The sequence below is a fragment of the Providencia sp. wls1922 genome (genome assembly GCF_009706505.1).
Taxonomy (GTDB): Bacteria; Pseudomonadota; Gammaproteobacteria; order Enterobacterales; family Enterobacteriaceae; genus Providencia; species Providencia lanzhouensis.
In genome coordinates, this window is sequence record NZ_WLUG01000116.1 from 54828 (window position 1) to 73859 (window position 19032).

At 42.4% G+C, this 19032-nt stretch carries 14 protein-coding genes and 3 tRNA genes; 10 read left to right on the forward strand and 7 right to left on the reverse strand.

Translation table 11 applies throughout. The features are described 5' to 3' along the window. Positions 1 to 68: 68 nt before the first annotated feature. From mgtA to cspE, 3 genes are all read right to left on the reverse strand, one after another. On the reverse strand, positions 69 to 2771 hold the full coding sequence (gene mgtA, locus GKR71_RS18490; protein ID WP_154634676.1) for a magnesium-translocating P-type ATPase: 2703 nt from the start codon (positions 2769 to 2771) through the stop codon (positions 69 to 71). A 146-nt stretch (positions 2772 to 2917) separates the two neighbouring features. Next, positions 2918 to 3616: an MgtC family protein gene (locus tag GKR71_RS18495; protein ID WP_036951537.1), complete on the reverse strand. Its 699-nt coding sequence runs from the start codon at positions 3614 to 3616 to the stop codon at positions 2918 to 2920. Between the two features lie 484 nt (positions 3617 to 4100). Next, a complete protein-coding gene (gene cspE / locus GKR71_RS18500) occupies positions 4101 to 4313 on the reverse strand; it encodes a transcription antiterminator/RNA stability regulator CspE (protein WP_004909801.1) in 213 nt (70 codons plus the stop codon). A 481-nt stretch (positions 4314 to 4794) separates the two neighbouring features. Here cspE and GKR71_RS18505 point away from each other — a divergent pair, with 481 nt between their 5' ends. The 7 genes from GKR71_RS18505 (at position 4795) to GKR71_RS19965 (ending at position 8842) form a co-directional block, all read left to right on the forward strand. Continuing rightward, positions 4795 to 5298 carry a YlaC family protein gene (locus GKR71_RS18505; protein WP_036951540.1) on the forward strand — a complete coding sequence of 168 codons (504 nt, stop codon included), beginning with the start codon at positions 4795 to 4797 and terminating at the stop codon, positions 5296 to 5298. A gap of 136 nt (positions 5299 to 5434) precedes the next feature. Further along, a tRNA-Asn gene (locus GKR71_RS18510) sits at positions 5435 to 5510 on the forward strand. A gap of 327 nt (positions 5511 to 5837) precedes the next feature. Then, a tRNA-Asn gene (locus tag GKR71_RS18515) sits at positions 5838 to 5913 on the forward strand. A gap of 307 nt (positions 5914 to 6220) precedes the next feature. Then, a tRNA-Asn gene (locus GKR71_RS18520) sits at positions 6221 to 6296 on the forward strand. 191 nt (positions 6297 to 6487) lie between these two features. After that, positions 6488 to 7534, forward strand: coding sequence for a dihydroorotase (gene pyrC, locus GKR71_RS18525; protein ID WP_036951541.1), 1047 nt, complete (start codon positions 6488 to 6490; stop codon positions 7532 to 7534). 219 nt (positions 7535 to 7753) lie between these two features. Then, the gene (gene bssS / locus GKR71_RS18530) at positions 7754 to 8008 is read left to right on the forward strand and encodes a biofilm formation regulator BssS (RefSeq protein ID WP_036951542.1); all 255 of its coding nucleotides are present in this window, start codon (positions 7754 to 7756) and stop codon (positions 8006 to 8008) included. 240 nt (positions 8009 to 8248) lie between these two features. Then, positions 8249 to 8842 carry a LuxR C-terminal-related transcriptional regulator gene (locus GKR71_RS19965; protein ID WP_036951544.1) on the forward strand — a complete coding sequence of 198 codons (594 nt, stop codon included), beginning with the start codon at positions 8249 to 8251 and terminating at the stop codon, positions 8840 to 8842. Positions 8843 to 8887: 45 nt separating this feature from the next. Here GKR71_RS19965 and trhO read toward each other — a convergent pair whose 3' ends face one another. The 4 genes from trhO to ttrB all read right to left on the reverse strand — a co-directional run bounded on the left by trhO (position 8888) and on the right by ttrB (position 15177). Next, positions 8888 to 9934, reverse strand: coding sequence for an oxygen-dependent tRNA uridine(34) hydroxylase TrhO (gene trhO / locus GKR71_RS18540; protein WP_154634677.1), 1047 nt, complete (start codon positions 9932 to 9934; stop codon positions 8888 to 8890). Positions 9935 to 10329: 395 nt separating this feature from the next. Further along, entirely contained in the window at positions 10330 to 13419 is a 3090-nt protein-coding gene (gene ttrA, locus GKR71_RS18545) for a tetrathionate reductase subunit TtrA (RefSeq protein WP_154610108.1), read from the reverse strand. Then, positions 13412 to 14440 carry a tetrathionate reductase subunit TtrC gene (gene ttrC / locus GKR71_RS18550; protein ID WP_195848060.1) on the reverse strand — a complete coding sequence of 343 codons (1029 nt, stop codon included), beginning with the start codon at positions 14438 to 14440 and terminating at the stop codon, positions 13412 to 13414. Before ttrC ends, ttrA begins: the two co-directional genes overlap by 8 nt. Continuing rightward, positions 14440 to 15177 (reverse strand): tetrathionate reductase subunit TtrB, encoded by a 738-nt coding sequence (gene ttrB, locus GKR71_RS18555; RefSeq protein WP_154634678.1) that lies wholly within the window; start codon positions 15175 to 15177, stop codon positions 14440 to 14442. Before ttrB ends, ttrC begins: the two co-directional genes overlap by 1 nt. Before the next feature lie 261 nt (positions 15178 to 15438). Here ttrB and ttrS point away from each other — a divergent pair, with 261 nt between their 5' ends. The 3 genes from ttrS (at position 15439) to GKR71_RS18570 (ending at position 18927) form a co-directional block, all read left to right on the forward strand. Further along, positions 15439 to 17184 carry a tetrathionate respiration histidine kinase TtrS gene (gene ttrS / locus GKR71_RS18560; protein WP_036951556.1) on the forward strand — a complete coding sequence of 582 codons (1746 nt, stop codon included), beginning with the start codon at positions 15439 to 15441 and terminating at the stop codon, positions 17182 to 17184. A gap of 131 nt (positions 17185 to 17315) precedes the next feature. Then, positions 17316 to 17912: a tetrathionate respiration response regulator TtrR gene (gene ttrR / locus GKR71_RS18565; RefSeq protein WP_036951558.1), complete on the forward strand. Its 597-nt coding sequence runs from the start codon at positions 17316 to 17318 to the stop codon at positions 17910 to 17912. 67 nt (positions 17913 to 17979) lie between these two features. Then, positions 17980 to 18927, forward strand: a complete 948-nt coding sequence (locus GKR71_RS18570; RefSeq protein ID WP_108479562.1) for a Kdo(2)-lipid IV(A) acyltransferase — start codon at positions 17980 to 17982, stop codon at positions 18925 to 18927. The last annotated feature ends 105 nt before the right edge of the window (positions 18928 to 19032 follow it).

Consider the following 19032-nt stretch of genomic DNA (forward strand, 5'->3'; position numbering starts at 1 on the left):
TAAAAAAAGAGCCTATATGGCTCTTTTTTTATTGTACTGTTTTACTAAAGTAATGTGACTTGAGCAGACTATAACCAAGTTCCAAAGCGTTTAATATAAATGTGCTTCATCCCTTGTGCTACAAAACAATAACTCACTAATGTCAGCACTAACCAAGGGAAATATTCCATTGGTAAAGGCTGCAAGCCAATCATCGTACCAAATGATGAGAACGGAATATAAAGTCCAAGAGCCATGATAATTCCCGTTGTCAGTAACACGGGTAATGCAGCCGTGCTTTGAATGAAGGGAATTTTTTGTGTTCGTAGCATATGAACGACCAAGGTTTGCGACAATAATCCCTCAACAAACCAACCAGATTGGAATAGTGCTTCATGAGCTACACTATTGGCTTGGAATACATACCACATCAAAGCAAATGTCGTGATATCAAAAATGGAAGATGTTGGACCAATCCAAATCATAAATCGTCCAATATTTTTCGCATCCCATTTACGTGGACGTTTTAAAAATTCTTTATCCATTTTGTCCCAAGGTAATGCTAATTGGGACATATCGTACAGCAAGTTTTGAACCAGTAAATGAATAGCTAGCATCGGTAAGAACGGAATAAATGCACTCGCAATAAGAACAGAAAATACATTTCCAAAGTTAGAGCTAGCGGTCATATTTAAATACTTAATAATATTCCCAAACGTTTCTCTTCCTTTGATAACCCCTTGTTCTAATACCATCAAATCCTTTTCTAACAGAATAATATCCGCAGACTCTTTCGCAATATCGGTACCCGTATCTACAGATATTCCTACATCAGCATCCCATAAAGCGGGTGCATCATTGATCCCATCCCCTAGGAAACCGACAGTATGTCCATTTGCTTGCAGTAGTTTTAGGATCCGAGATTTTTGTAGTGGGGTTAATTTGCAGAAAACGGAAACTTGCTCAACTTTCGTTTTCAGCTCATCATCACTCATTGCCTCGACTTCAAGACCAGTCATTATCTCATCGATATTTAAACCTACATCATGGCAAATTTTTTCAGTGATCACGGCATTATCACCCGTAAGCACTTTGACCATCACGCCATTTTCTCTTAGTGCAGCAATAGCCGAAATTGCACTCTCTTTTGCAGGATCTAAAAATGTAAGAATACCTTGTAACTCGAGTTGTTGTTCTGCTTGAGCCGATAACGGTAACAAAGCTTCAGCATCATTCAATGAACGCGTTGCCAGCAGTAATACCCGGAACCCCTGTTTATTATAGTCACTGACCAGCTCCGCAATCCTAGCTTTAGCTTGGTCATCCAATAAGACGGAGTGTCCATCTTGCTGATAACTATGACAAACAGCCAACATTTCTTCCGCTGCCCCTTTACAGATCAATAAAGCTTCACCTTCAGGGGTTTTTACTGTGACGGATAATTTTCGGCGAATAAAATCAAATGGTAGTTCATCAATTTTTTGATAAGCCTTCAACTGCTCGACTTTATCATTGCCACGTCCACGTCGAATAATTGCCTGGTCCATCATATTTTTGGCACCACTTTGATGGAAACTATTCAACCACGCCAATTGCAAAATTCGGCTATCTTTTTGCCCATTACTGTCGAGATAATGCTCTAAAATGATACGATCTTGCGTCAATGTTCCCGTTTTATCGGTACATAGCACATCCATCGCACCAAAGTTCTGAATAGCATTGAGCCGTTTAACAATAACCTTGTGCTTAGACATGGCTATCGCCCCTTTTGCAAGGTTTGAGCTCACTATCATCGGTAACATTTCAGGGGTTAATCCCACCGCAACAGCCAGTGAAAATAGTGTTGCCTCAAACCAATCACCTTTAGTGAATCCATTGATTAATAAGACAATCGGCACCATTACCAGCATAAAGCGGATTAGCAACCAACTCACACTATTCACACCGCGATCAAAAGCAGTTTGAGCTCGAGTTCCCACAATCGATTTGGCCAGCGAGCCTAAGTACGTTTTGCTCCCCGTTGCAACCACTATGCCCCTCGCCGTTCCACTCGTTACATTGGTGCCCATCAAACAGATATTGGAAATTTCAAGTAATTCATTTTCTGTCGGTGATGCGGGTTCCAAACTTTTTGCGGACACATTTGCGAGAGTGTCATATTTTTCAACCGGGATAGATTCCCCCGTTAAAATAGCTTGGCTGATAAATAGATCTCGGGATTCCACCAGTTTTAAATCCGCAGGAACCATGTCTCCAGCTGATAATAAAACGATATCCCCTGGCACTAAGCATTTGATTGGTACCTCTTTGCGAATAGAACGTCCCGTTCTATTGTCGCGACGGTATACCGTTGCTGTGGTTCTTACCAAGGATTTCAAGGCTTCTGCCGCTTTATTGGTTCGATATTCTTGCCAAAAGCGCAGCAATCCACTTAATACAACCATCGTGACAATGATGATAACGCCCGTTAAATCAGTCTCTTCACCTTGACGCTCAGGGATCACGTAATCAGTAAAGAAACTCACAATCGCGAGGATCATTAAAACAAAAATAAATGGGTTTTTAAAAGAAGTGAGTAATTGCTTCCAAGCAGGAGGTGCTTTTTCATGAGCAACTTCATTTTCCCCCTCGACGACTAGACGGTCGAGAGCCTCATTTTCAGACAACCCCAGAAGGTTAGTTTGATATTCATTGAGAACCTGCTCAATGTTTTTGCTCGCTTGTTCGCCAACAATGAATTTTTGGCGTGCAGGGGCTTTTGCGCCTTTGCGCTGATGCCTTATTTCAGTCATAACGTTATCTCAATAGAGTACAGTTGTACTTTTTAAACGCTATCTGACTGAAAACATTGTATTTTAGCCAGATAGCTCCTGTTTATATCTCCAAGACGGGGGGTGCTCGTCCATTTCGGCTCCTTTAATCAGTTAATTTTTAGCAATCAAGCTGGTAGCTCGGATGCCACTTTCCAATTGATAGCACTGACACTTTGCTCAAGACTAATCCGGCAAACCAATGCTTCTATCTCTTTTTGCTCGACTGGCGTGGCAAGAAACTCTGCACACACCTCCAATTGTTCTGGTTTCAATGTATCTGCGCTACTCAATGACTGTAAGCGAATATGCAGGCCATTAATGGCTTGTAAAATCAACGTTCTAACAAGGATTTCATCACCTTGGTGACACATCACACGAATTTTATAACGTTGTTCAACATCCAATGCCTGCTGTTGCGGTTGGCGATTAATTTTTGCTGCAGCTTCACGCAATAGAATATTTGCGCATAAAATCAATAAGGTAGCTATTGTGGCCAGTGAGTATTGCCCTAACCCACATAACACACCAATTCCGGCTGAACACCATAGTGTTGCAGCAGTATTCAGACCTCGAATATTCATGCCTTCACGCATGATCACTCCAGCCCCTAAGAAGCCGATACCTGACACAATTTGTGCAGCAATTCGACCAGGGCTATCAGGTGAAGTTGTCACTGAACTCAAAATAAATACGGCTGCTCCCGTTGCAACCAATGCATTCGTACGCAATCCAGCCATTCTTTGACGCCATTGACGCTCTGCGCCAATTAATGCGCCAAGGCACATTGCAGATAAAAGATTTAATATATCCGGTGTGAAAAACATAATGATCCCTCCATCAAATAATGGATAACAATTAATGGGCAGAATAAAAAGCCCATGCCAAATTGCTGAATAAATAAATATTCAGTAATTAATGGCTATTGCCCGGAGGGAATAGAGAATAAATATAAACTTGCATGATACACACTCACTGCAACAGTGACTATTTCATTCGGAAAATGAAAAATTCTTATATAAATCAGGGAGTATGATTGATAGAAACATCAGACACCGCCCGCCGTAGTGGCAAGCAGCTAATAGAAGAGATTATTAATTACTTGCCAATTAAATTAAATTTTTATTACAACTCTGACTGTCCAAGTAATTTATCTCCAATAGATTAATTGTGAGCTGAGTATAGATGCGGCTAATTATTAAGTAAAGATTTAAATGTTAATTATTTTTACACTATATTTTTTATTTTTCAGAAACGAAAAAGCCCGTCCTTAAAAAGGACGGGCTTTAGAAAATCAGTTAAGCAATTAGCTTAGATAGCAGTTACGTTAGCAGCTGCTGGGCCTTTTGCACCGTTTTCAATGGTGAATTCAACTTGCTGGCCTTCTGCCAGAGTTTTGAAACCATTGCCCTGAATGGCAGAGAAGTGGACGAAAACGTCTTTGCTACCATCAGCTGGAGTGATGAAACCGAAGCCTTTAGACTCGTTGAACCACTTAACTTGACCTTTCATTTTGTCGGACATTTGACTTTTCCTATATAACATCAAAAAAACTTGCCTTTTGGCATATATGGGCCAGAGTCAGCTATTTAATCAGGGAAACACCAAGATGAAGCGTCACGGTAAAAGGCTATCTGTGATAACTTTTTTCTTTAGAACACACTAACTCAGTAATCATACATCAAATAGGACTGCTAAACAGGCCGATGCACATTAACTCATGACTTTGAGATAATAGCAACTATTTTATACATTCAATTCTGAAAATATTGCTGTTTTTTTCGATTCCGTCACTTTTAGGCGGAATTATGTTAACAAAAAAACTGCATTTTATTGATATTTTAAAGATTTCTTTTAAATAAAACCCTCTCTAAACCTCAAAAGTCGACAGGATTAATCCCAGACGATGACAATCCAGTTAAATATTTTTTTTAACTGATATATAACAATTCATTCCCTCCGTGATACCCTCCTAGTATAGATATCTGACAGAGAGTCACTTACCATGGATATTATCAAACAAATACTTATAGATGATTTAGATGCCATTAATCAGCGTGAGCAACGTGATGGCAAACCTTACTTTAATAGCCAATTTCTCGCCAATCATCCTTATTTATGTATTGGCATGATTGCAGCCTATTTACCGCTTGCCGTGATCTTATGGTACGCACCCTACTTTGGTCCTTATTGGACACTTGGTATAACCCTCTTATTTATTATACTTGCTAGCGTTCTGTTATTTGACATTAAGCCTGTCTACCATTTCGAAGATATTGGCGTACTTGATTTGCGTGTTTGCTATAACGGTGAATGGTTTGTCACTGAAACCGTATCTGAGGACGCGTTAAATAAAATTCTTAATTCTCAGGAAGTCAGCTCAGCAATCAAGCAAGAAATTTCTCGTTTATTAGCATTAAAGGGCAACATCTCCTTTTACGATATTTATCATATTGCTTACCCTGAGGTTTCTTTGCCGACACAAGTTACTTTAGCCGCTCAAAATTAAAACATTATCAATAATATAGCGTAGTTTTTATTCGTAATGAGTAGTGATTGAGCAATTAGATTTAATTTCTATTTTTATCGTTGACAGGTCGAGGTGATATCGTTAATATTCGCCTCGTTCTCAGGAACAACCCAATTCCTCCATAGTTCAGTCGGTAGAACGGCGGACTGTTAATCCGTATGTCGCTGGTTCAAGTCCAGCTGGAGGAGCCAAATTTAAAAAGCCCGCTAAGATTAATTCTTGCGGGCTTTTTGCTTTCTAGCCGTTCTTCTGCCTTTTCATTCTTTTTCACCCTATTCCCGACTACTTTTATTTATTCCTGCTCTACTCATTAATAGAACAATCCTTATGACTTATGTGCAGTTCAATTTTAGCTGCACCGCTTAAAACAGCGGGTAAATTCCTGAAACTCTATAAATAAGGCATAAATAATCACCAAATTGTTTACTTAACAACCTGTTGAACATTTTTTTTAATTTTATGCTTTACAACCGAGTACGGGGTCGGTAATATGCGCCTCGTTCTCAGGAACAACCAATTCCTCCATAGTTCAGTCGGTAGAACGGCGGACTGTTAATCCGTATGTCGCTGGTTCAAGTCCAGCTGGAGGAGCCAAATTTAAGAAGCCCGCTCAGGTTAATCCTAGCGGGCTTCTTGCTTTCTAATTCTGCCATTTTTATCTTTCCTACTAATCCCTTATCAAAGATAATTTTTACACATTAAAATTACTTTCCAATCTTAATCACATCTTTTTAACTGGCTCTTTTTTCAGCTATTTTTGACTTAATTTCTTTTACATCTGATCAGTTAGATCAAAATTCTATCGATTCGTGCAGATAACAGGCAAACAAACTTATTTTATCATTTTCCCCTTTGACATTAGCGATTCAGAACGCTAATATCCTCTGCGTGTTAAGGGAGTTCCTCCATAGTTCAGTCGGTAGAACGGCGGACTGTTAATCCGTATGTCGCTGGTTCGAGTCCAGCTGGAGGAGCCAACTTAATCTTTCCTTTCTCTGTTTTATTCTGTTTAAATTCCTTTATTTTCCAGTACGTTAAAAAACTCCAAAGAAAAATAATTTCTATATTAATTGTCCTTGATCATAGCTATTTAATCGTTTTCGTTTTATCATTCTTTCCCGGCTTGAGCATCTGCTCATCACTTCCCCCCCTTATTGGAGCCGGTTTAATGACAACTGTAACTACCCTAACGATCCGCCGCCCTGATGATTGGCATGTTCATTTTCGCGATAATGAAATGTTAAATACAGTCGTGCCGTTCACAAGCCAATTTTTTGGTCGTGCCATTGTCATGCCTAACCTTGTACCCCCTGTTACCACGGTAGAAGCCGCAAGAGCATATCGTGAGCGAATTAAACAAGCGGTACCTGCTGGGCACCAATTTACACCGTTAATGACCTGCTATTTAACTGACACAACTGATGCTGATGAACTAATTCGTGGTTTCAATGAAGGTGTATTTACGGCCTGCAAATTGTACCCCGCGAATGCCACAACAAACTCTAGCCATGGCGTGTCTGACATTAAGAAAATCTACCCTGTTCTTGCTGCCATGGAACAAGCTGGAATGCCATTACTCATTCATGGGGAGGTGACCGCCAGCCATATCGATATCTTCGACCGTGAGGCGCTGTTTATCGAACAAGTCATGCTGCCATTGCGCACTCAATTCCCTCAATTAAAAGTGGTTTTTGAGCACATCACAACCAAAGAAGCCGCACAATATGTGTTAGAGGCTAACGAATTTACAGCGGCGACCTTAACACCACAGCATTTGATGTTTAACCGCAACCATATGTTAGTTGGTGGTGTACGACCGCATCTGTATTGCCTGCCGATTTTAAAACGTAATGTTCATCAAGAAGCATTACGTGCAGCTGTTGCTTCTGGTTGCGATCGCTTCTTCTTAGGTACCGATACTGCGCCGCATGTTCAATCCCGTAAAGAGACATCCTGCGGCTGTGCAGGCGTATTTAACGCTCCAACCGCATTAGCTGCCTATGCAACCGTGTTCGAAGAATTAGGTGCTTTCGCGCATTTCGAAGCATTTTGTTCACTAAATGGACCTAAGTTTTATGGATTACCTGTCAATGAAGGTCACATTACACTGACAAAATCTGAGAATATAACCTGCGAATCTATTGCTTGTGGGACAGATAAATTAATCCCATTCTTAGCGGGTGAAGATTGTGGTTGGACTATCAAAGTAAGCTAATAACATTATGATGTGGAAAGGTTTTATCCTTTTCACATCTTCTTTTTAAAGAATCACCGGCTATTTTTTTAATTTTCACCAAAATTCACAAAAAAATAGTTTTACTACTACCATATTAAAAAAATCTTCTTATACTAGATATAGCTCGTTCTGAGTCACCTGCTCTTAGTCAGTAATAGATATTTACTATTTATCACGATGTTTGATTAGGAGGTCTAAATGAATAGAAAAAGCGATGTAATCCAAACTCACCCTGTTGTTGGCTGGGATATCAGTACTGTCGATGCCTACGATGCGATGATGTTACGTTTACATTACCTCCCTGAACAGAACAATAGCCTGGATAGCGCAATAGTTGATAAAACCATGTGGCTAACAACCGATGTAGCCAAACAGCTGATTAATATTCTTCAGGCTGGAATTGATAAGATTGAGTCTGGCGAATATCTTGAATCTGATTTCAAAACTCATTAGCAGGTAAAAAGAATGGATATTTGCCTCATAACAAATATCCATTCACTATCATTTAACCACTCCAATTTACATCATTAATAAATGAAATTTTTCTGCTTATTATTAAAGATAAAATAGAAACTATAAATTATGAATTAATTGCAAATACAAGCGGTAATTTATTATTTTTATTATTACTTTATTGACTTCAATATCGATTCCAATTTATTGTAATACTCTTTTCGAACAAGGATGTTCCCTATGAGAATATTAGTTATTGATGAGTGTTATTATACCCGCCTTGGTATTACCGAATATTTATCTTCTAATAGAAAATTAAAGTTCATTAGTACAGGGTGCATTAATGAAGGGATTGAATATATCAATAAATACTCGCCCAGTATTGTTTTGGTAAATTTAACTTACTATTGCCATTACTCGAGTTATTGCCCAACGTTGAAAACTCTACTAAACAGAACCAGTAGCATTCGATTCTATATCTACATCAATGCCGCATACCCTTTAACAGACAAGCCTCTGTTACTAAAAGATAATTTTTTCATCATGTCAAAAAATATCATGACTCAAACATTGGATAAAGTTATCACTGATTCAGAGCAAATAGAAAAAATAACTAAGCTTGCTAATAATAATGACTCATCCATCTTTACTATGAAAGAACAAAATATAATTAACAACTGGATGAATGAAACCCCTAATCATATTATCTCTAGAAAATTAGGCATAAGTAACAGCACCGTTTATTCACAAAAACGGCATATTACATCAAAAGTATTTGTTAAAAACAGAATTGAACTATTTTTTATTTATAATGTTTTTAAGTATCTTTATTAAAATAAAAAGCCCTTTTAAAAGGGCTTTCTTCATTTAAAAATAATATTACTTTTCGCTATTTAATAATCCATCCGCTAAACGATGGCGAGATTTATTAAATATTTTATTACTCACTTCACGGCCAGCACGGCGAGTACGCTGCTCATCTTCAGGCAGCTTCATCTCTTCGGTACACGCATGGCTGCAGCAGCCTTCATATTTTTCAGCGCAGCTTGGGCATTGAATAAACAGTAAATGGCAACCGTCATTTTTGCAGTTAGTGTGAGTATCACAGGCTTCCCCACATTGATGGCAATGCGCTAAGGTATCATCCGTAATACGCTCACCCATACGGTTATCGAACACGAAGTTTTTACCTTTGAAACGTAGCGGTAAGCCTTGTTCTTTCGCTTTTCGTGCATATTCAATGATCCCGCCTTCCACATGATAAACATTCTGGAAACCGTTATGCAGCATGTAAGCGCTCGCTTTTTCACAGCGGATACCGCCCGTGCAATACATCACCACATTTTTATCTTTCTGGTCTTGCAGCATTTCAACCGCCATTGGCAGTTGGTCTCTAAAGGTATCTGATGGCACTTCAATCGCATTATCAAAGTGACCCACTTCATATTCATAGTGATTACGCATATCAACGAAGATAGTGTCTGGATCATCAATCATCGCATTGACTTGCTCGGCTTTTAGATACTGCCCAGTATTCGCAGGATTAAAAGTTTCATCATCAATACCATCCGCAACCACACGATCACGGACTTTCATGCGCAGTACCCAGAAGGACTTACCATCATCATCAATAGCAATGTTCAAACGCAGGTCATCTAAGGCCGGGTCTGTTGCGTAGATAAGTTCCCGCAACACATCGACATTGGAGGCCGGTACGCTAATTTGTGCGTTGATCCCTTCTTTGGCAATATACACTCGACCAAATACGCTCAACGCTTTGAATTGTTGGTACCATTCATTACGAAATGCTGTAGGGTCTTGAATATTGAAGTATTTATAAAAAGAGATTGTGGTACGCGGCTCAGTTTCAGCCAACATACGTTCTTTAAGGATTTTATTCGAAACTTGGTTGTGTAACACTGGCATGGTGTTCGCTTTCCTATGTAATACTTTGATATAAAAAAGATTTAAATCACCAGCAAAGAATTGCTCGTTAATTTTGAGTTATTATCCCTTTTATTATGTTAATAAAAAACCCTTTATTTGAAAGGTTATTGTTAGGGGAATATATTGCGATGATTTATTAGGGGAAATAATTCTTTTTAGAAAAGAAAAAAGGGAGGGCTCCCCCTCCCTGGCATTTGCCGAAGTTACGATGGGTAAACCGCATCGTAGAGCGCAATGTCAACTGCTTTAGGGGTACTTCCCTACTCCGCTATGCAGAACAGAGTAGGTCAGAAACCTCTTTACTGCTTATATTACTAACTACACTTTACTACTTACACTTTACTAACTTACAACCTACTGGATGGACTTCTGTCTTAACCAATTAACTCGATACGAGCTGGCAGACCTTGTCTCACGGAGGCGCCAGATACCCAATCAAGCCATGTATTTGCCACTTCACGAGTCGGGTCTGCGAACCCTAAATCATTCAAGTTAATACCTGAACCATTTGCTGCATTCATCGGCATGGCTTCACCGTCTAAATAGTGTTGTTTTGCACCCATTTCGGTGTGGCCATAACCATGTTCAACGGCGAGAACTCCCGGCATAACCCCATCGAGCACACTAATTTGAGCCTCAGCATGGCCACCCGGTGTAGTGATCTTGATCCAATCCCCATGTTTAACGCCCATTTTCGCTGCATCATCAGGGTGAATAGCTACCAAGTTAGTCGGTTTCACATGACGCAGACGCTCAATCATGGTTGTGGAACTGCTCATCACATGAGATTTAAATGACATCATTTTCAATGGCCACTCTTTCTCTGGGAATACCGCATTCACATCTTCACCGTTTGCCATACGCGGTGGATAGTAGGTCGGGCAACCACTAAAACGCTCACCGGTGATCGCATGACGGTTAATCGCCACCGTAGGGTTCCAAATTTGTAACCCTTTTTTCCACTGTGGACCCGTCCCTTCGCCATCCCATGCTTTCTCATAAGGTGCGAATCGACCACCGCGCGTAAAAATATACGCAACACGGCGAACTTCTTCAGGTTTCAATGTGCGAGTAATTTGCGGCATGATACGTTCGACACCACTGATCGTAATGTCTTCTGTTGCCGCCTCCGGTACCGGTTTTTCACCTAACCAAGCCATATTAGCCGCCACACGCAGATAGTAATCTTCCGCGGTATTTAACGGATACATATTGCCATCCATATCTGCAATCACATTGTCACCAAAACCCGGTAAATTTAGTTCTTTAGCAACTGCGATACAGAATGACTCCATAGAAACAGGCTGGCCGTCCGCTGTTTTCGCCGTGCGGGACTCAACAATCGGCCAACGCGCAGTACTCGCTTTCACCTGAACACCTGACCATGGTGCACTGAAACCCCAGCTCTCGAAGTTATGGGTATCTGGCACAATGTAATCCGCTAACGCGGTCGTCTCATTCATGAAAGCATCAATACCAATAATCAGCGGTAGATGTTTGGGATCTTTCAGCTTCTCTTCCATCACCTGACGAATACCCGCAATACCATAAACTGGGTTCGTCATATTGGTGATCCACGCCTTCAGAGAATAAGGATATCCCATCAATGCTGAAGCCAACTGTTCAGTTAACTGACCTTTCGCAAACGGATACCAAGGTGCTTTCGCTGGGTACGGTTTTTCACCTGCCGCCACCCTTGCTTTAAATTCATCCGACTTTTCATACACTTCATTACTGCGAGATAGCACCACACCCTTCGGTTTCACCTTGCCTTTGTAGCCTGCGATATTGTAGCGAGGACCATCATTTTCCCCGTTAAATTTACCGCCACCGACAGAAACACCACCTTTTAAGTTTAAGTTACCAATCAACGCATTAAGCATAATCACAGACCATGCTGTATAAAAACCATTGCCACTCATCATGCCGCCGTGAGATATCACCGCCGCTTTTCTGTCATAAGAGGTTAATGCTTTTCCTAATGATTCAATGGTTTTTACAGGGACTTGGCAACGCTGACTGTATTCTTCCAGCGTCATGCGATCGGCGGCTTCTTTTAAGCATTGGAAGCTTGATTTCACCGTCACTTCACTACCGTCATGAAGCGTGACTTGGCGAGTCACAAACAGCTCTGCATTTGTCACATCGTCCGCCAGTTTCAGTTCGCCGCTTGCATCCTGAACCAAATAGGCTTTTTTCTCATCCTCACCCTCTTCAGCCGCTACACCAGTTAGGTGAGATTGCTGTAACAAATTACCCGCCAGAGGATGAGAATCATCGGTGATGACTAGATGCGTCGAGTTTGTCCAGCTTTTCTCGCCAGCCGCTTCCATGGATTTTTCACTTGGCACACTCAGATAAGCGGCGTTATAGCGGTTATTCTCGATAATCCAGCGGATCATCCCCATCACCAACGCCGCATCGGTACCCGGTTGAACAGGCACCCAGTGACCATGGTCATTGGCTAGTGTGGTGGTCAATGGTAGAGCCGGAGATACCACCACATAGTTAAACGAATCACGTAAACGAGCACTCGCTAGCTGGCGACCTTGACGTTTAAATGGGTTACCTGATTGCGCTGGAGATGTTCCAATAAACAGCGCGAAACGGGTATTATCCCAGTCTGGTTTGACGTGGGCGTTTTTATCCAAGTCATCCATCAACGCACCAGAGCCTGCACGATACGCTAAACCGCAGTAAGCTCCGTGAGCACCAAAGTTTTTGCTACCAAAAGCGTTTTGTGCAAAGCGACGAATAAAGCCATCACGGCCATCATCCCCGGCGTTAGTCACCAGTAACTGGTTGGCTTTGGGTCCTAATTTCGGTTGAGCCGGATCCAGCGGCGTTTCTAAATCACGGATAGCACGCAGACCATCCACATGACCTTCACCAAATAAATCCCCACCTTCAACCACTTCTTTGATTAACTGCTCAAAACTAATACGTTCCCACTTCCCTTCACCTCGTTTACCAACACGCTTCATCGGTTCGAGAATACGTAATGGACTGGTTAACCCTTCCATTAGCGTTGCACCACGAGCACATGCGGTTGAACGATGCTCTAATCCACTTTCGCCGCCCATTTTGGCGAATGCAGTGGATAATGGCATTCCATATGGAAAGTGTTTCTCATGGGATAGAGGGTGGTATGGGTTCCCCGCAATTCGCAAAACTTCATTCTTCGCACTGTCCACACGGGCTCGAATACCGCATTGCGTCCAGCAACCGAAGCATTGTGTCATTGAAACCACTTGCGCAGGGTTCTCTTTCCAACCACCAATCGCCGTTCCTTCAGGAATAAGCGAGTTACCATTGATGCGATCCAGTGTCACTTTGCCAGAAGTGCCATCCACTAAACCATCTACAGCACGTTTGGCAACTTCACGATAGCTCGCCCCAAAAAGAGCAAGACCACCGACAACTAAACCACCTTTAAGCCATTGACGTCTTGAGAATTTAGCCATGTTGCACTCTCCCCGCAAACCAGCGAACACCTTCGCGAACAATAATTGTTAATGCAATCCACAATCCAAATGTACCGACAATCGCCAGTAGTCCATCATTACCTAATGGGAAATGGTATGGATTGGTGATGATGTTGTATTTTGGTACCGCTTGAATCTCCATCAGGAAAATCCAACGTAATACCCACGCTAACGCCATAGACACTAACGCTAAAACCGTAATGTAAGGAACGGAGCGAACTGCTTTCACATTACTCAGCGCCATCACAAACGTGATTACCCACAGCGCGCATACGCCCATTAACATCCACCAACCTGGGCTTGTGACATCTAACTGTTGACGAACTGCAATTCCAGATGTGGTATCACCAGAGATCCACAGTGCAAAACAAACAGCAAACAGGAGTAACGTAATCACTTGAAAACGCGCTAAACGATTTTGATATTGCGGCTCACGACGCGCACCTAAGCTAATCAGCGCTGGCAGCACTTGCATCGCACTTAAGAACATCAGCACGGGCATCCACCAGCTAAACCAAATTGGACGAGCCACTAATACAGAAGCTTCACGACCGGTATATAGCAGTAAACCAATAGATGATAACGCACTCAGTAACGCTACCCAGCGGGTCGCTTTATACTCTTTCTTCCAAATCAATTTGACCAGCAGCGCAACAAAGTACAACCCAACAAACGTGGTAAACAGTGGTAGCAACACCGAACCCCACCACATCCAAGACCACATTGTTGGATGTGCATAGAAGTGCCATACACGGGCGGTTTGGTGCAGGTCAGCCGTTAATGCTAACGGCGCCGTGATCCCCATCGTGATAGCAATAAACACGGCAATCATTTCTAATCGACCGTTTCCACTGCGATTTTGCCAATGAAGATAGCAGGCATACAGCACCGCACAGGCAGCAATCCCAATAAAGAAAAAGTATTGCACCGCCCAAGGAAGCCAGAAAAACTCTTGTGGCTGTGCCATGATTTCGGAAATATAAGTCACTTGTTCGCTCATCAGAACACCTCCTGCCATAATGCCGGTTGCCCTTTACCTTGCAACGGTTCTACAAACGCATCATCCAGCCCTAAATAAAACACCTGCGGCAACGTACCACTTTCCGGTTTCAAAACTTTGATTTGCGCTTCGTGCTCAGAAAGCATCTTACGAATAGTGCTATTCGGGTCTTTTAAGTCACCGATAATGCGCGCGCCACCCACGCAAGATTCGACACAGGCTGGCAATAAACCAACTTCTAAGCGATGCGCGCAGAACGTGCATTTATCTGCAGTTTGTGTTGAATGGTTAATAAAACGCGCATCGTACGGACAAGCCTGCACACAATACGCGCAGCCTACACAACGCTCATTATCAATCACCACAATGCCGTCTTCACATTGGAACGTTGCTTGCACTGGGCAAACAGGCACGCAAGGTGGATTATCACAATGGTTACACAGGCGAGGCAGTAGAACGTTAGTGAACCCTTCTTCCCCTTTTAGGGAGACCTGATATTGGTTAACCGTCGTTCTAAATTGACCTTGAGGTGTTTGGTTTTCGACAGAACAGCTGACAGTACATGATTGACATCCTACGCAACGGCGTAAGTCAATCAACATGCCATAGCGTTTCTCAGGGTTGCCTTCACGGCGAGTTGGGGAAAAACTTAACCCCGCCTCGGCGATTGGGATCAGCGATGCCCCGGCAGTGACGGCCCCAATCTGTTGTAGGAATTTTCGTTTACTCAGATCCATAATCGGCTCCAGTATTGACATTGCTAATGCGAAAATAAAAGTTAATAATCAATCTATTATTGGTTTATCTTACGTATTGGTAACACCGTGTTACCGATGTCTGATAACCACTAAATTCTTATTTCTCTTTAAAATCGGTGTGTTATCTTTGTGCTACTCTAATAATTCTGAGTTCATAGTAAGAAGAAAAGCCTTGCGCCCCTATTGTGGTTTTCCACATACCCGAAGGGATCTTGATCTAACGCAACGAATAAACCTCAAATGTTAAAAAAAACGTCTATGCCGTTGTATCACATACTTTTAATGACCCTGCTGTTATGGTGCATTCCGGCGGGTGCGGCGCAATGGACAATCGGTGTTCTCGCCCTGCGAGGACCGAGTTTCACTCAGTTGCACTGGCAACCTTTAGTCGACACCCTCAATGAGTCCATCCCGGGTGAACGCTTTACCCTGCAACCCCTGAATCTTGAAGAGATGAAAGAAGCGATTTCGAATCGCAAAATTGACTTTTTACTCACTAACCCTGCTCAATTTATCCAACTCGATAACCGCTATCATTTACGCTGGCTGCTCTCTTTACGCTCGGATGTGGAGCCAAACAGTACGACGCGCAACGTGATTGGTAGCCTTATTTTGGTCCGTGGAGATAGCGACATTCACAGCGCGGATCAGCTCATTGGCAAAAAAGTCGGCGCAATATCTCCCGATGCATTTGGGGGATATCTATTAGGTTATAAAGTGTTAAGGGATTTAGGGTATGACACTGAAAAAGACTTTCGGATGCAGTTTTTGGGCTTTCCCGCGGATGCGCTGTTATACGCTTTACGGGATAAATCCCTCTCTGCGGCAATTGTCCCCGTCTGTTTATTAGAAAATATGGACAGTGAAGGACTGATTGATAAACACCTATTCCGTCCGCTTGTTCAAAAAGAGAGCGCGTTACCTTGCCTAACGAGCACCGAACTTTACCCCAATTGGTCATTCGCCGCGTTAAGCGAAGTTCCTGACAATTTAGTGGATAAAGTCACCAAAGTTTTGCTATCTGGCGATACGCCTAATATGCGCTGGGGAGCTCCAGCATCCATCACACAAGTAGAAAACTTACTGCGCGACGTTAACCAACACCCACAGCAACGGGAAATTTGGCAAGATATTGTCAGTTGGACAATTCAACACCAAATTACCATCGGCATTATCGCCTTAATATTCTTATTGTTGGGTATTAACCACGTCTGGATAGCCTTCTTGGTTCGCCGTCGTAGCCAACAGCTAGAAGTCGCACATAACCGCCTACGTCAGCAAGAAGCTAATCTACAAAAAGCTCAACGACTCAATATATTAGGTGAAATGGCTTCTGGGTTTGCCCATGAATTGAATCAACCATTATCCGCAATTCGAAATTATGCCCAAGGCTCTATTTTGCGATTGAAGAAAGAGTCGGAAAACCACCCTCTTCTTGGTGCGATCAGTAAAATTGATGAACAGGCTCAACGGGGTGCTGACATTATTCAAAACCTGCGTTTATGGGCAGGAAAACCGGGACAAGAATCCTGTCTGACACTACGCCAGCAATCCGTCAAACAGACCATTAATCATATCTGGCAACTGTTGCAAGTTGAGCAACATTTCCCAACCGTTAGGTTGCAATTACCCGAAACTCCCGATGTCCAGCTCTTGCTACCAGATACCTTACTCGACCAGCTGCTCTCAAATTTAATCAGTAATAGCCTACAAGCGGGCGCCACCACATTAACCTTTGGCTTTCACTTTGCCGATGGACGTTTTTTACTTGTATTACAAGATGATGCCGGTGGAATGCCTGACGAGCAGCTTAATCAAGGGATCATGCCATTTGCCACCACTAAACAGGAAGGGCTGGGACTCGGATTGGTGATTTGCCAGCGATTAATTCAAAGCCAAGGTGGGGATATTCGCATTGAAAATCAACATAATGATGAAGGTAAGAATGGGCTGCGTGTGACGCTAATTTTTAATTACTCGAGATAATCAGAATATAGCGCATGTTTTGCCACACAAAAGATAACATTCCCAATAACTATATGTGACAATGTTATGGATACCATTCATATAAGCAAGATACTTATACAAACAAGAAATAAGCCACGAGGTATGAATTAATGCCAGTCATTCACCTTGTCGACGATGACACCGATGTCACTGATTCCTGTCAATTTTTACTCGAAACGCTCGGCTATAACGTTACCGTATGGAACGACAGTGAGCAGTTCATCCAGCAAGCCCCTCTGCATGAGGAAGGTATTGTATTGCTCGATATGCGTATGCCAAAATTTGACGGGCGCCAAGTACATCAATACCTGAAAGAGCAGCAAAGCACCCTCGCGGTGATTTTCCTTTCTGGTCATGGGGATATCCCGATGGCGGTTGAACAGGTGAAATTAGGCGCTATCGATTTTTTACAAAAACCCATTGATAGTCAGCAGCTTGCCGAAACCCTTGAGCAAGCTCGCTTACAAACTATAAAAGCCACTGAACGCACATTGATTAAACAGCGTTATGAAACCTTAACGCCGAAAGAAAAAGACGTTTGCACCTATGTGCTTCAAGGGCTAATTAACCGTGAAATTGCAGAAGTCGCTTGCGTATCTGTGCGAACCGTTGAAGTACATCGCTCACGAGTGATGGAAAAAATGGCAGTGAGAAACCTTGCCGAATTAATGAGCACCATGCAAACAGCACAACTTTTTGCGGGTTAATTTGATATCATTCAGATTAACAAGCTATTTTTAATTGAAATCCACTTAAGTAGAAACCGAAAAAACAATGATCCCAGCACCAAAGTTTGAAAAAAGTTTATTACATCCTCGCTACTGGCTAGTTTGGTTTGGCATTAGCGTGCTCTACCTGCTCGTCCTGCTTCCTTATCCCGTCATTTATTGGATAGGTACCCGTTTGGGGCGTTTCTCCAAGCGCTTCTTAAAAAAACGTGTCCAAATTGCCGATCGTAATCTGCAATTGTGTTTTCCTGAGATGAGCCAAGAAGAGCGCCAAAAAATGGTGGATAAAAACTTTGAAGCCGTCGGTATGGGTGTTTTCGAAACGGGAATGGCGTGGTTCTGGCCTGATTGGCGAGTGCGCCGCTGGCTTAAAGTTGAAGGTCGTGAAAATATGCTCGCCGCTCAAGAAACCGGCCGTGGCATTATTGTGTTAGGCGTCCATTTCTTAACGTTGGAAATCGGCGGTCGTGCATTTGGTATGTTGAATCCCGGCATTGGTGTTTATCGCGCTAACGATAATAAACTGATGGACTGGCTACAAACTCGTGGACGTTTGAAATCCAATAAATACATGCTCGACCGTAAAGACGTTAAAGGCATGATCCGCGTATTAAAAGAAGGGGAAATTTTATGGTATGCCCCTGACCATGATTACGGTCCTAGAAACAGTTCATTCGCGCCATTATTTGCGGTAGAAAAAGCGGCAACCACCAATGGCTCACAAATCTTATTATCTCTTGGCAATCCACTCGTTGTACCATTTTCAGCTATCCGCTTACCCGATGGTAAGGGTTATAAATTGCTGATCCAGCCGGCCGTAGATAATTTCCCTGTAGACGATAATGTCGCCACCGCAACGATGATGAATCAGGTCATTGAGAAAGAAATTTTACGAGCGCCAGAGCAATATATGTGGATGCACCGCCGTTTTAAAACACGTCCAAAGGGAGAACCTTCCCTGTACGGCGATTTAGATAAAATCCACCACCGCTAGGCTGCCTATTCCCGAAATTTTTCGCATTGAAGCAGGCAGTTATCCCAAAATAGTTCGTGCTGTAGCTAGGCGGCAAATGAGTGGATCCCCAGGAGCATACACAAG

What these genes read in the sequence shown, in the direction of transcription:
- mgtA (WP_154634676.1), bottom strand. Translation starts at nt 2,771, where the DNA reads ATGACTGAAATAAGGCATCAGCGCAAAGGCGCAAAAGCCCCTGCACGC.
- GKR71_RS18495 (WP_036951537.1), bottom strand. Translation starts at nt 3,616, where the DNA reads ATGTTTTTCACACCGGATATATTAAATCTTTTATCTGCAATGTGCCTT.
- cspE (WP_004909801.1), bottom strand. Translation starts at nt 4,313, where the DNA reads ATGTCCGACAAAATGAAAGGTCAAGTTAAGTGGTTCAACGAGTCTAAA.
- GKR71_RS18505 (WP_036951540.1), top strand. Translation starts at nt 4,795, where the DNA reads ATGGATATTATCAAACAAATACTTATAGATGATTTAGATGCCATTAAT.
- pyrC (WP_036951541.1), top strand. Translation starts at nt 6,488, where the DNA reads ATGACAACTGTAACTACCCTAACGATCCGCCGCCCTGATGATTGGCAT.
- bssS (WP_036951542.1), top strand. Translation starts at nt 7,754, where the DNA reads ATGAATAGAAAAAGCGATGTAATCCAAACTCACCCTGTTGTTGGCTGG.
- GKR71_RS19965 (WP_036951544.1), top strand. Translation starts at nt 8,249, where the DNA reads ATGAGAATATTAGTTATTGATGAGTGTTATTATACCCGCCTTGGTATT.
- trhO (WP_154634677.1), bottom strand. Translation starts at nt 9,934, where the DNA reads ATGCCAGTGTTACACAACCAAGTTTCGAATAAAATCCTTAAAGAACGT.
- ttrA (WP_154610108.1), bottom strand. Translation starts at nt 13,419, where the DNA reads ATGGCTAAATTCTCAAGACGTCAATGGCTTAAAGGTGGTTTAGTTGTC.
- ttrC (WP_195848060.1), bottom strand. Translation starts at nt 14,440, where the DNA reads ATGAGCGAACAAGTGACTTATATTTCCGAAATCATGGCACAGCCACAA.
- ttrB (WP_154634678.1), bottom strand. Translation starts at nt 15,177, where the DNA reads ATGGATCTGAGTAAACGAAAATTCCTACAACAGATTGGGGCCGTCACT.
- ttrS (WP_036951556.1), top strand. Translation starts at nt 15,439, where the DNA reads ATGTTAAAAAAAACGTCTATGCCGTTGTATCACATACTTTTAATGACC.
- ttrR (WP_036951558.1), top strand. Translation starts at nt 17,316, where the DNA reads ATGCCAGTCATTCACCTTGTCGACGATGACACCGATGTCACTGATTCC.
- GKR71_RS18570 (WP_108479562.1), top strand. Translation starts at nt 17,980, where the DNA reads ATGATCCCAGCACCAAAGTTTGAAAAAAGTTTATTACATCCTCGCTAC.